At 50.0% G+C, this 12,877-nt stretch carries 10 protein-coding genes; 4 read left to right on the top strand and 6 right to left on the bottom strand.

Annotation, left to right across the window (positions count from 1 at the left end; translation table 11 throughout):
* Positions 1-2: 2 nt before the first annotated feature.
* Positions 3-1,589, bottom strand: coding sequence for a Na/Pi cotransporter family protein (locus ACQKD4_RS01045; protein WP_427372174.1), 1,587 nt, complete (start codon positions 1,587-1,589; stop codon positions 3-5).
* 21 nt (positions 1,590-1,610) lie between these two features.
* Positions 1,611-2,906 carry an HD domain-containing protein gene (locus ACQKD4_RS01040; RefSeq protein WP_427372173.1) on the bottom strand — a complete coding sequence of 432 codons (1,296 nt, stop codon included), beginning with the start codon at positions 2,904-2,906 and terminating at the stop codon, positions 1,611-1,613.
* Between the two features lie 106 nt (positions 2,907-3,012).
* Between ACQKD4_RS01040 and ACQKD4_RS01035 the strand changes: the two genes are divergently transcribed.
* The gene (locus tag ACQKD4_RS01035; RefSeq protein ID WP_427372172.1) at positions 3,013-3,855 is read left to right on the top strand and encodes a lipoate--protein ligase family protein; all 843 of its coding nucleotides are present in this window, start codon (positions 3,013-3,015) and stop codon (positions 3,853-3,855) included.
* A gap of 8 nt (positions 3,856-3,863) precedes the next feature.
* On the top strand, positions 3,864-4,709 hold the full coding sequence (locus tag ACQKD4_RS01030; RefSeq protein ID WP_427372171.1) for a DegV family protein: 846 nt from the start codon (positions 3,864-3,866) through the stop codon (positions 4,707-4,709).
* A gap of 38 nt (positions 4,710-4,747) precedes the next feature.
* Here the strand turns inward: ACQKD4_RS01030 and ACQKD4_RS01025 are convergent, their stop codons facing one another.
* On the bottom strand, positions 4,748-6,697 hold the full coding sequence (locus ACQKD4_RS01025; RefSeq protein WP_427372170.1) for a glycoside hydrolase family 3 protein: 1,950 nt from the start codon (positions 6,695-6,697) through the stop codon (positions 4,748-4,750).
* Positions 6,698-7,019: 322 nt separating this feature from the next.
* Between ACQKD4_RS01025 and lipA the strand changes: the two genes are divergently transcribed.
* Together lipA and ACQKD4_RS01015 are read left to right on the top strand one after the other, a co-directional pair.
* A complete protein-coding gene (gene lipA / locus ACQKD4_RS01020) occupies positions 7,020-7,922 on the top strand; it encodes a lipoyl synthase (RefSeq protein WP_339962969.1) in 903 nt (300 codons plus the stop codon).
* A gap of 17 nt (positions 7,923-7,939) precedes the next feature.
* A complete protein-coding gene (locus tag ACQKD4_RS01015; protein ID WP_427372169.1) occupies positions 7,940-8,770 on the top strand; it encodes a lipoate--protein ligase family protein in 831 nt (276 codons plus the stop codon).
* A gap of 34 nt (positions 8,771-8,804) precedes the next feature.
* On the opposite strand, the gene ACQKD4_RS01010 is transcribed toward ACQKD4_RS01015, so the two are convergent.
* The 3 genes from ACQKD4_RS01010 to ACQKD4_RS01000 form a co-directional block, all read right to left on the bottom strand.
* Positions 8,805-9,818, bottom strand: coding sequence for a fatty acid desaturase (locus ACQKD4_RS01010; protein WP_427372168.1), 1,014 nt, complete (start codon positions 9,816-9,818; stop codon positions 8,805-8,807).
* A 204-nt stretch (positions 9,819-10,022) separates the two neighbouring features.
* Positions 10,023-11,564: an alpha-amylase gene (gene amyS, locus ACQKD4_RS01005; RefSeq protein WP_427373252.1), complete on the bottom strand. Its 1,542-nt coding sequence runs from the start codon at positions 11,562-11,564 to the stop codon at positions 10,023-10,025.
* A 178-nt stretch (positions 11,565-11,742) separates the two neighbouring features.
* Positions 11,743-12,870 carry a YfbR-like 5'-deoxynucleotidase gene (locus ACQKD4_RS01000; RefSeq protein ID WP_224862384.1) on the bottom strand — a complete coding sequence of 376 codons (1,128 nt, stop codon included), beginning with the start codon at positions 12,868-12,870 and terminating at the stop codon, positions 11,743-11,745.
* Between the last annotated feature and the right edge of the window lie 7 nt (positions 12,871-12,877).

Here is a 12,877-nt window from a genome sequence, read left to right as displayed (position 1 = left end):
CTTCAATCTTCCCGGTTCACTTCGAACCGTTCACTCGGCACGGTCGGCTTAATCAAGTGCCGTGTTGCCCGCCAAATGTGGTAGCCGATCCGGTCAAGCCACAGCAATACTTGTACTTTTTGGATCGTCTGGTCCATCTCCAATTGATTCGCCGCCGTTTCTTCTAGCAGCTCAGAGCGATGTGCCTTCCGATATTCCGCCAACTGTTTTGACGCCTGTTTCCACATCTTCGAATCTTCCGGTGGCGTATGATGATTCAATTGATGAACGAGATCGAGTTCGTGCAAGACGAGTTCGCGCGCTGCTAAAAAGTCCGTGTCCCGCAGTGACTGGACCGGTTCGATTTCTCGCAATACATACAACCACCGTTCGAGATGGTCGATTGAATGCAGGAGGGACAAGTGTTGCCCGTAGTCATTTTGCTTTCCGACATCGTCTAGTTGAATCGTACTCAAAAAGACGCGGACATCGCTCAGCGTCTTGTCGACGAGCGTCAACTCATCTTCCCGGAGACGTCCCTCCCGGACGAGCAACTCAGTCTCGTTCCCTAAATAGCGTTCAATCTCGAGTAAAGACCGCCGCGCCGCCTCAAGGGCGACCGTCGGGAGTTGCGACATGTTCTTGTCGAGCAGACGTGTCAGTTTTTCTGCTCGGCTCGGGATCCATTTTAGTAAGCGCCTTGCGAACGACTGATAAAATGGCAAGAACAAGAGGACGCCTAACACATGGAACGTCGTATGGAATAGGGCGAGACGTAACAAGTCGTTCCAGTTGAACCAATCGGCTACTCGATTGACGACATAGAAGAGAACGGGAAACGTCAGCCATCCGATGAGGACGATGGACACGTGATAGATGGCATGCCCCAATACGATGCGTCGGGCCGACTTCCAGCCTCCGATTGAACCGAGTGCCACGACAAGACTCGTTCCAGCACTTTGACCGAGTACCAAAAAAGTGGCTTGCGGAAGTGAAATCGCGGCGGTCGCAAGAGCCGTCATCGTTAAGACGAGCCCAATCGTCGACGACTGAAGGACAACCGTCATCGCAAACCCGATGCCAATCAGGAACGCCTGTTGAGAAAAACGCATCGACTCGATTGGTCCGAACGAGAACGTGACGACATCCCGCATCGCCTCTTGTAGCGTCCCAACCCCGACAAAAATCAAACCGATACTGACGAATAATAGCCCGATTCGTCGTAGACGTGGTCCTGAGAGACGAAGTGCCATCCCGAGACCGATGAGTGGCAAGAACACTTGACGTACGTCTACGTTATAGCCAAGGACGGCGATGATCCATCCTGTCGTCGCGCTACCTACGTTCGCCCCGATGATGAGCGGTAATGCTTGCGTGAACGTGATTAATCCTGCGCTCACAAAACCGATTGTCATCAACGTCGTGACGGTAGAAGATTGAAATAAAGCCGTCAACATCGCGCCAAGTGCCGCCCCCGACAACGAGCCGTCGGTGAATTGGTTCAAACGATGACGAAGTCGTGTACCGGCCCATTTTTTGAGCGTGTCTGTGAGTAACGTCATCCCGAGTAAAAAAATCCCGATGCCACCAATCAGTGTCGCAATCTCCATCGTGTCACGCCCCTTTTCGGGTTATTCGGATTTCAATGTCGACAAGAGCCACGATTTTTCATTCGCATAATCCCTTAAGTTCAATAGCACATCTTCCGGATAGTAAATTTTTTCATCCGATTGTCTCGAGTTTAAAATCGACTGGACGAGCATGGACACTTCCGAAATCTCTTTCCGTTCTCCATCATTCATCTGAAGATAAATGCCTTCATACTTCCCCTGCCCTTTGTACAAGTCATATGGCAACTGACTCAACTGATCTTCGAGCAAGTAGTATTTCGGCGGAAGTCCGATGCCTTCCATCGTCTGACGCAACCGTTCCATATAGCGGACGCGGTTCGCTTCCGGGAAGTTTTTATATTTCAATAAACGACGATTCACAAAACGGCTTGATAAATCGGCTAGAATTGCGTCGTCTTCCTCCATCCATTCCTGGAAATAGAAGTAGACGACCGTCTCGTCCAACTTCAAATATTGTTCGAGTGACATGTTGTTCTGCTCAAAAATAGGTAAGAAATGTTTCGGTACCATTTTGAATGCATAGCCGCTCTCATATAGTTCTTGCGCCCGCTCGAGAATTGCTTTTAAGAGAAGATCGCTCGAACGTGTCGCCGGGTGAAGGTACACTTGCCAATACATTTGATAGCGGCGCATGATATAGTCTTCAATCGTATGCATCCCCGACTGTTTGACGACGACTTGGTCCTCATCTGGTCTAAGGACACGCAACATGCGCTCTAAATCAAACTTCCCATAACTGACACCCGCAAAGTGCGCATCACGCAATAGATAATCCATCCGATCGACATCGAGCTGCGAACTGAGCATATTGACGATCAAGCGGTTCGGATGCGTCTTGTTGATGATGGAAGCCACCTCTTCTGCGAACCCGACACCCATCTCCGACAACACTTGGTTGACCTCGGTATCGCCTAAAATGATGCGCTCGGTCCACACTTCATGGCGAACAGAGAAGACGTGTTCGAACGCGTGTGAGAATGGACCGTGACCGACATCGTGCAAAAGCGCCGCCGCCAATAACAGTTCGCGGTCGCGGTCATCCCATTCCGGGTATTGTTGGAACTGGTCAATCAATTGGCGCGCAATCTCATAGACGCCGAGAGAATGATGGAATCGCGTGTGCTCTGCGCCGTGGAACGTTAAAAAGGATGTCCCGAGCTGTTTGATGCGACGTAAGCGTTGGAATTCTTTCGTGTTGATCAGTTCCCAAATAAGGTGGTCGTAGACGTAAATATAACGGTGTACCGGGTCTTTAAACACTTTTGACCCAGATAATTGTCCTCGTGACGAGTACATGACATGCCCTCCTACGTTTCGTTATGTTCTAGATTCGACTTCAAACGAATCGTTCCCTCCATGCTATAATGAGAAGGAAAATTATTTGTGAAAAGGAATTAAGTATATGATCCATCCATTATTAAAACAACCGAGCTATCGTGTGATCGACCAATCGAGCCTTGGCACGATGTTTCAAGCGGAACAATCGTTCGCGACGGATGACACGTTATGTGCTTCGACCCAACAATCAGGATCTGTCTTGCGCGCATGGGTGCACACGAATACGATTGTACTCGGAATTCAAGATGCAAGGTTACCTCATTTAAAAGATGGGGTCCGGTATTTGCACGAGCGTGGCTTCCGACCGGTCGTCCGTAACTCGGGTGGGCTCGCCGTCGTGTTAGACGAGGATGTCCTGAACTTATCTTTAATCTTACCCGAGAATGACGGCATTCAAATCGACAGCGGCTATGAGGCCATGACTTCCCTCATCCAACACATGTTCCAAGACGTCACGAACGACATCGTCCCAGGTGAAGTCGTCGGCTCGTACTGTCCGGGAAGTTTCGACTTGTCGATTGACGGCAAAAAGTTCGCTGGTATTTCGCAACGACGCGTCCGTGGCGGTGTCGCCGTTCAAATTTACTTGAGCGTAAGGCAGAGCGGGAGCGAACGTGCCGAAATCATCCGAGACTTTTATGATTTGGCCATCCAAGGGGAAGCGACCAAGTTCACGTACCCGACCATTGTACCGGAAACGATGGCTTCGTTAGAAGACTTGCTCGGCATTCCCCTCACGGTTCAAGATGTTCTTACACGGGCCTACCGCGTCCTTTCCACTGTCAGCACGCTCCAAAACGCGTCGCTGACGGCTGAAGAACAAACGACACTCGTGAGCCAGCTCGAACGGATGTGGAAACGGAATGAACCATTACGCGAGATCGAACAACAATTAACAGAGGAGTGATTCATCCAATGTTTAAACTGATCACAGACACCGGGGCCGATTTGACGCACGATCAAATCATCGAGTACGGTCTTGAGATTTTACCGCTCGGTGTCATCATCGACAACGAAGAGTTTTTAGACGGGGAGACGATTCAAGCGAAAGACGTGTACGATGCGATGCGTCAAGGCAAGACGCCCAAGACGTTCCAAATCGAGGCGTCACGAATCGAGCATTGCTTCCGTCAACATCTCGAAGCCGAAATTCCGTTTTTATATCTCGCTTTCTCCGGAGAACTCTCCGGTACATATCAAACGGCTTTCATGGTCGGTGAGATGCTCAAAGAGGAGTATCCCGATAGCAAATTCAAGATTATCGATACGCGAACGGCTTCCGTCGGACAGGCATTGTTCGTCAAGACAGTCGCAGAGTACGGACAAGACCATACGTACGAAGAAACAAGTGAGTATGCTGCTTCACTCGTCGGAAAGATTCGCCACCTGTTCACGGTCGAGTCACTCGAATATTTGATGCGGGGCGGACGCGTCTCGAAAGCGAGTGCCTTCATCGGTGACTTGTTGACGATTCTGCCGTTACTGACGGTCGAGGACGGGAAACTCGTCCCGATCGAAAAGGTACGCGGTCATAAAAAGGTCATGCGCCGTATGGTCGAATGGACGATGGAATCGAAGCCACTCGTCGAGAACGGTGACCTCTTCATCGGTCACGGTGACGACCTTGGAAAAGCGGAACAGTTCGAGAAGATGGTCCTTGAACATGTTCAACCGAAACACATCACGAAAACACTTGTCGGCTCTGCCATCGGTGCCCATACCGGTCCAGGTCTACTCGTCATCGCCTATTTCGAGGCATAAAAAATGAGCTCCCCGCTATCGGGTGAGCTCATTTTCATTTAGCGGTTCCAGTTCTTAAATCCATCTCCAAACTGTGCATAGTTCTCGTCTTTGAACACACCGTCCACAAATTTCGGTACGTCTACCGGCAACTTCCCTTGTGGCTTCACTTCACCGAAGATGGCACGAATGCCCGCCGGCAAGTTCGGTCCGGCCGATTTCAAGTTACCCGCTTCCGAGTCCGGTCCGTTCGGATCACCCTTGAACCCATAGATCAAGAGCTGCGCCGGAGAGTCTGGCTGAACGGCGACATCGTATGGGTTGCGCAAGCTGAGCATGACCGACTTCTTCCCTGTCTCGTTGGCGTAACGGAACACCTCCGCCGGCACGTAATGGTCAGCCGATGTCGGCTTCAATTTCGCGCTATTGTTCACGTTCGAATCGACGATGATGTAATCGGCTGCCTCGACTTTTTGTTGAAGTGCCGGATTTTGCGTTAAGTGTGGCGTTGATGCCGAATAGTTGGCCGTGATGACGTTCACGCCTTTCATATTCCCGGCGTTCTTCTCAAGCGACTTGATCGTCTTCACCATACTGTCCGTCTGATCTTTTGCTGGTGACAAGACGAGCACCGTGTCCCCTTTTTTCGGTTTGAACGGGAGTGTCTTGTCCTCATTCTTCACGAGAGTGACGGCCGCTTCCGCGATTTCACGCTCTTTCGCTTTATGCTCCGCACTACCTACGACGGCGTTCGCTTTTGTGAGCTTCGCCTCGAGCGTCGTCGAATCGATCGTCTCTCCCCAAATCCCACGCTCTGCCTTCAGTTTTAAAATACGCTCGACCGACTCATCAATGGTCTCCTCTGATAAACGCCCATCCTTCACCGATTGGATGACTTCATCAAAGATGGCTTCGAGTTTGATCACGTCTGCTTCCGAACGCAAAATCGTCGGCATGAGGGCGATATCGACGCCCGCTTCAAACGTCTTGATGACCGCTTCTGCTTCCGTAAAGTTATCGGAGATGGCCTGCATGTTGAGCGCGTCAGTCACAACGATTCCGTCATATCCGAGTTCCTCACGTAGCACGCCCGTGATGACATCGTCCGAGAGCGTCGCTGGGAGCGGGAACGTCCCACGATCCGACTCGACGACCTCATCTTCGATTTGCGGCATACCGATATGTGCCGTCATAATCATGTCGATCCCTTCTGTAATCGCGCGTTTGAACGGCAACAACTCGAGTCCACGCAATTCGTCGAGCGACTTATCGACAATCGGTAGTCCATAGTGTGAGTCGACTGCCGTATCCCCATGACCCGGGAAATGTTTCGCCGTCGCCGCGACACCTTGGTCTTGAATGCCTTGTGTCATCGCCGAACCGAGTTCGCCGACGAGTTCAGGGTCGCTCGAGAATGAACGGACCCCAATGACCGGGTTTCCTGGATTGTTGTTGACGTCGAGTACTGGTCCGAAGTTCACGTTTACCCCGAGTGCGTTCAATTCAGAACCGATGATGTTTCCAGCGTCATACGCATATTGACTGTTACGAGTGGCCCCGATTGCCATATTTCCCGGTAAGTTCGTCCCTGTCCCGAGACGCGTCACGATGCCTCCCTCTTGGTCAATCGTGACAAAGAGCGGAATGTCATTGCTGTCGTCTTGCTTCACGACTTCTTGCAGATCATGAACGAGTTTCGTCGTCTGTTCCGTCTCCTTCACGTTCTCCGCAAACAAAATCACGCCACCGAGATCAAAACGATCGATGACACGCGCCACTTCCGGTGCAAGAGATGTATGATTTGCCCCGTTCCAGAGTCGGAAGTCCGGCATGATCATCTGCCCGATTTTTTGTTCGAGCGTCATCGATTCTAGCTTCGTGTTGACGCGCTGGTCAATTGACATCATCGGCGTCCCTTCCGCCACGACCGCATCCGCTGCCGGAATCGATGAAACGAGTAGTGCCGTCGTCAATCCGAGTGTTGCTGTCCAGTTCAATGCCTTGTTCATGTTCCCCACTCCCCTTAGTCCAATTTGACTGACCCCCAAACGAAAAGGCATGGAGGAAGAAGCGTTGCCTCATCAACGCTCGTTCACCCCATGCCTGATCGCATCAGTTACATTTGGTTCTTATTCAGGTGGTCAACAACAGTATAGCAACTCCATTTTTCAGAAACAATGACTCATGTGAAAGCGTAACCATTTTGAAACAATGTTTCTGTTTTGATACACAGAAAACTGTATTGGCAAAACCAATAATTTCCGTGGTTCGTTTTTGATTCTTTTTTTGGTAAACTCAATTCGATACAGGTTAACTTTCAAAAAGGGGGAAATTATTGTGGCAAGAGGGGAACTGAAACGAAAGCCGGAATGGTTAAAGATTAAATTAAACACGAACGACACATATACCGGGCTGAAGAAGATGATGCGCGAGAAAAATCTACATACGGTATGTGAGGAAGCTAAGTGTCCGAACATCCATGAATGTTGGGCGGTACGTCGGACCGCGACGTTCATGATTTTAGGAAGCATTTGTACACGTGCCTGTCGTTTTTGTGCCGTCACGACCGGTAAACCGAACGAGCTCGATTGGGAAGAGCCAAAGCGCGTCGCCGAATCCGTACGCCTCATGAACTTGAAGCACGTCGTCATCACTGCCGTCGCCCGTGATGACTTGAACGATTACGGGGCTACCGTCTTCGCAGAAACGGTTCGTGCCGTCCGTGCCATGAATCCAGAGACATCGATCGAAGTGCTCCCATCTGACATGATGGGTGACTTCTCTGCCTTGCAGACGTTGATTGATGCGGGTCCTGACATCATGAACCATAACTTAGAGACGGTTCGTCGCCTCACACCGAGAGTCCGTGCCAAAGCGACATACGACCGCACACTCGAATTCTTGAAACGCTCAAAAGAATTGAACCCGGATATCCCGACGAAATCGTCAATCATGGTCGGACTCGGAGAAACGAAAGAGGAATTGATTGAAGCGATGGATGACCTCCGCGCACACAACGTCGACATCTTGACACTCGGTCAATACTTGCAACCGACGAAGAAACACCTCGAGGTGGAACGTTACTACCACCCGGATGAGTTCGCCGAGTTGAAAGAGATCGCACTATCAAAAGGATTCTCACATTGTGAGGCAGGTCCGCTCGTCCGCTCGTCTTACCATGCGGATGAACAAGTACACAAGGCGCGTCGCCACACGATGTTGCCAATCGACTAATAGAAAGAAGAGAGATTATGACTGGTACGACGTGGCACTTACTTAGAACTGAATCCACTTCACCGGCTGAAAACATGGCGATTGACGAAGCCATCGCCAACTGGGTCGCGAAGGGAGAACTCAAACCGACGCTTCGTTTTTATTCATGGGCACCTCATGCGATCAGCGTCGGGCGCTTCCAACGGGCGACACGTGACTTGGACCGTGACGCCCTCACGAAGAACAACATTCCGGTCGTCCGTCGCCTGACCGGAGGACGCGCCGTGTTGCACGCCGATGAGCTGACGTATAGCGTCATCTTGCCAGAATCGACACCGGCTCTCCCGACAAATATCATCGAGAGCTATCGCTTGCTCACGGAAGGAGTCCGTCGTGGTTATCACGAGCTTGGTGTACCAGCCGAGTTTTCGGTACCGTTGACAGAAGAGGACCGTGAGGCACTGCGCAAACCGAAATCAGCCGTCTGCTTTGATGCCGCCTCCTATTATGAGCTGGCCGTCGATGGGAAAAAGATTGCGGGTAGCGCACAAGTGCGCCACCAAGGGGCCGTCTTGCAACATGGTTCCATCCCTCTTTCTGTCGACGATGAGGTACTATTCGACTGTTTCGCGATGGAAGAGCACGAAAAACGTGAAGCCAAAAGTCGGTTCAGCGAAAAAGCCGTCGCCTTGAACGATACGTTACAGCGCTTCGTCTCCTTTGATGAAGTAGCGGCCGCGTTCGAGACCGGCTTCAAAGATGCCTTCTCGTTGACGTTCGAACCGCTCGTCTTCACGAAAGAACAGCAATCCGAAATCGACTTGCTCGTCAAGAAGTATGAAAGTGATGAATGGGTCTGGAAACGCTAAAAAGATTGTCCCTTTTGATGGGGACAATCTTTTTTTATGCCGCGTTCGTTCGGCGCAACAGATGGCGCACTTCTCGGAACGTGACGAATGTTTTGTTGTTCGCATCATACAATTTGTAGCGTAACGACTTCAAACTTGAAAACAGTCCGATCGTCGTCGCCCGTTGTAACGGTGGTGTCGACGTATGCGCCTTCTCCAAATGATAGTTCGGGACACGCGGGCTCAAATGGTGGACGTGATGGAAACCAATATTTCCTGTCACCCATTGAAGCACTTTCGGCAATTCATAATACGAGCTTCCTTCGATTGCCGCCTTCACATAATCCCACTCCTGCTCATCCTCGAAGTATGAATCTTCAAACGTGTGCTGGACATAGAATAACCAAATCCCAAGCACACCGGCGATGAACATCGTCGTACCTTGAACAATGAGGAAAGCTTGCCATCCGATGACATAAATCAACGCACTGTATAACACGATGAGTGAGAGATTAATGATATACGTGTTTTGGCGTTCTTTCTTACGCGCATCTTTTCGATTGAAACGGCTCGTCACGAGAATGAGCCAAAGCGGTCCAAGACCAAACATGACGAGTGGATGACGATATAGGCGATATTTCAGTCGCGTCCATTTCGAAGCTTCTATGTACTCCTCAATCGTCATGACCCAGATGTCCCCGACGCCCCGTTTATCCAAGTTTCCGCTCGACGCATGATGAATCGCATGCTCTCGCTTCCACTTCTCGTACGGGAATAACGTCAAGATTCCTGTAATGGTTCCGACAATCGCGTTCGCCTTCTTATTTTTGAAGAATGAACCGTGCGTGCAGTCATGGAAGATGATGAACATCCGCACGACAAATCCTGCCGCAATCAACGTAAACGGTAATGTCAGGAAAATCGAGACACTCAGTAGTTGATACGCTAAGAACCATGATACGAGAAACGGTAAAATCGTATTGATCATCTGCCGCACACTAATCCGGATATCGGACTTTTCAAACGGCGAGACGTGCTTTCTTAATTGGGCAATCTTTTCTTTACTCATAACAACCTCCTTGAATTCAACAGCGTCACAACGCAAAAATATAAATGAAACCAACAACCAACGTTGTTCAATGTGAATTCATGGATCGGAAAATCGTCCCTATCAAGAATTAACACTAGGTCATTATATCACGTATAAAAATTATGTGGTGAAAATTCAGAAAAAAGACTTATCTCATTTTTAGATGAGACAAGTCTGATGGATTTATTGTTGTGTATAGATGGAAACCGAGCCACCGTTGACGAAGAACTCGCCCCAACCATCTGCGTTGACTGTTACGAGACGACTATTGTTGCCGGTCATGTCTTTCCATACTTCTCCCGCGTTCTGCTTCCCGACATACATCCATTTCGAACCACCCGGTCCGTCCGACAAAATCGTCGCAAGACCTGACTTCGCACGGTCTGTCACACCTTCACGTGTCCAACCGATGACGTCTTGGTGGTTGATGTAGTCATGTTGTGTGCCATAGGCAAAGTCTTTACGCGCTTTCAAAATCGGTTGAAGAGACCCTGACATGTTCGGAATTTCACGGTTCGTTGTCCCTTTCGTTCCATAATAATCCCCGTAGAAGAGTGTCGGGTATCCTTGACCGCGTGTCATGATCGTCGCATAGGCGAGCGGTTTGAACCAATTGGCAACCGTCGACTCGAGTGATTGCCCAGGTTGTGAGTCATGGTTGTCGACAATGGTGACGGCGAGTGTCGGATGCTGCTCGACGACCGTTCCTTTTAGAATGTTGCGCATGTCATAGTAACCGCCGCCGTTCCCTGCCGCTTGGAAGTTGTAGTGGAGCGGTACATCGAATACCGAGTGAGTATAGCCCGTCTTCGCCAAGTAATCATTGATGGCCCCAAGGTCGTTTTTCCAATACTCCGCGACGGTGAACATCTCTTTCCCTGTCGTCTGTCGGACACTTGTCACCCATTCTTTCAAGTAAGAATGATTAATATGTTTGACCGCATCGAGACGGAATCCATCGAGACCGAGTGAATCCGCGTACCATTTCCCCCAGTTTTTCATCTCTTGTCGAACTTCCGGATGATCGAAATCGACATCGGCGTACATCAAGTAGTCATAGTTCCCGTTCTCCCCGGATACTTCACTGTCCCACGCTTTCCCCGTACTCTTGAATTTGTAGATTCGGCTCAAACTCCGTGACTGATCCCAATCGGTCCCGTCAAAGTGATACCAACGCCACTTGAACGGCGAGTATGTATTGTTGCGACCCGCAAAATTGAATCCGGTCCAGGCAGAAATCGAATATTCCCCAGACGTCTCCTGATTCCGGTTAGAAGGATTGACCTCGACAGCCTGAACGGACTCGGTATAATCCGCTCCGCCCTTATGATTCATGACCACATCCCCGTATACGCCAATCCCTTTTCCGCGTAAGTTGGAGATGGCCGACTGTAGCTGCGCTTTTGTTCCATACTTCGTCCGTGTCGTCCCTTTTTGATTGAACTCTCCTAAATCATACAAATCATAAGCCCCGTATCCGACATCATTTTGAGACGTCCCTTTATATGCCGGTGGAATCCAAACCGTGGAGATCCCGATGTCTTTCAAGTGCTGCGAATCATTCGAGAGACGGTTCCAATGAAGCCCGTCGTTCGGGACATACCATTCAAAGTATTGCATCATCGTACCGTTCTGTGGAGTTGCCGCTTGTGCGACCGGTTGCCCCGAAAGCAGTGCAATCGATGTCACGCCAGCCAGCACGGCAATCCCTTGTCGTTTCTTCAACATCATTCATTCCTCCTCAATTAAATAATGAAAGCGCTTGCATAAATTATTGTGAAGGATTTTGATTTTGTTGCATAGACCGATGTCCAAAAACAGTTCTCTCTCCCTAACTATTTTTCATTTGAATAGTTCAGTCGAACGAAACAAAAACGGATGGCTTGTGCCATCCGCCTATTCATCAACTTGTGACGTAATCTAGATCGTGCAAAATATAGGCCAAGAAGAAAATCATACTCGGGTTCTCATAACGCATCTGGACTTTACGGAGTTGTTCGCGATATGTGACCTCATACTCGGCCCCGTTCATCTTCCGCTCCATGTTCATCTTGATGAGGGCATCGAGCTTGTCCATCATGTCGACGAGCATCCCTTCGTACGTGTCATCTTTCGAATCAGCCATATATCGACGGAACGCCGGTTGCATATATGCCGGCAACAACCCGAGAAGACGTTCACTCTCTGCCCGCTCATATGCCTCGAACGCCGCTCCCGTCTCTTGTGTCGAATGCTTGACTGGTCCGAGCACATCTCCGGTCACCCCTTCGACTAAGTCGTGACAAAGAAGACGTGCCACGAGTTCGGCGACATCAACGTCGACGTTGTACTTCTCGCGCTCTAAGAGTCCGCTGAACATACCGAGCGCTGCTGCCCGGAAACCATGAATCGCATCGTTGTCGTCAATCGTATTAAAGCGCCCTTTCCAACGACGGACACTGTCCATCCGCATGACGTTCTCGATGAAGCGTAAAACATCGGTCTCTGCCTCGACCTGGTCGAACAGCCAACGGACCGAATCAATCGGATGATGACGGAGGGCGGCTTTCATCTCTTCTAACTTGTCATCGAAATGAGGAGAGCCATGGGCGACTTCCCGTCGCACGAATAGCATCGCATCAAAAGAATCGATTCCGTCGACAATCCGTCCTTCGAACGAGTCATCTTCCGCCTCAACAACAAAACGGTGAAAGTGAGGACGTAACGACTGTGACAACAACTCGACAAGACCGAGGCTCGCTGTCCGCTCCATGCGCTCGATGTGACCAATCAAAGTCGGTTCTTTTTTCGTCCGGTGCATGATCGGACCGGTCTGTACTTCATTCATGTCGTGGAAAATGGCTTTCCCGAGCAAATCGAGCAAGTCGACATCACGCCCGTTCTCTTTTTCCACATAAGCCGCGATCAAGCTGAAGACCGCGACACGAAAGCTATGGCTCGCTGCATTATCATGATAATGAGGGGCATATTCGTCCCATCGTTGCACGTTTTGCATACGTGTCATCTTTCGGATAAACGTTCCGTTATGCATGGTTTCA

The organism is Exiguobacterium sp. NPDC077395, from assembly GCF_050269125.1.
Classification (GTDB): Bacteria; Bacillota; Bacilli; order Exiguobacteriales; family Exiguobacteriaceae; genus Exiguobacterium; species Exiguobacterium aestuarii_A.
Note: the sequence above shows the minus strand (reverse complement) of the source record. Positions and strands in the feature narration are given on the sequence as shown.

Excerpts from the sequence above, each read along its gene's own strand:
- ACQKD4_RS01045 (WP_427372174.1), bottom strand. The coding sequence starts at position 1,589 with ATGGAGATTGCGACACTGATTGGTGGCATCGGGATTTTTTTACTCGGG.
- ACQKD4_RS01040 (WP_427372173.1), bottom strand. The coding sequence starts at position 2,906 with ATGTACTCGTCACGAGGACAATTATCTGGGTCAAAAGTGTTTAAAGAC.
- ACQKD4_RS01035 (WP_427372172.1), top strand. The coding sequence starts at position 3,013 with ATGATCCATCCATTATTAAAACAACCGAGCTATCGTGTGATCGACCAA.
- ACQKD4_RS01030 (WP_427372171.1), top strand. The coding sequence starts at position 3,864 with ATGTTTAAACTGATCACAGACACCGGGGCCGATTTGACGCACGATCAA.
- ACQKD4_RS01025 (WP_427372170.1), bottom strand. The coding sequence starts at position 6,697 with ATGAACAAGGCATTGAACTGGACAGCAACACTCGGATTGACGACGGCA.
- ACQKD4_RS01015 (WP_427372169.1), top strand. The coding sequence starts at position 7,940 with ATGACTGGTACGACGTGGCACTTACTTAGAACTGAATCCACTTCACCG.
- ACQKD4_RS01010 (WP_427372168.1), bottom strand. The coding sequence starts at position 9,818 with ATGAGTAAAGAAAAGATTGCCCAATTAAGAAAGCACGTCTCGCCGTTT.
- ACQKD4_RS01000 (WP_224862384.1), bottom strand. The coding sequence starts at position 12,870 with ATGCATAACGGAACGTTTATCCGAAAGATGACACGTATGCAAAACGTG.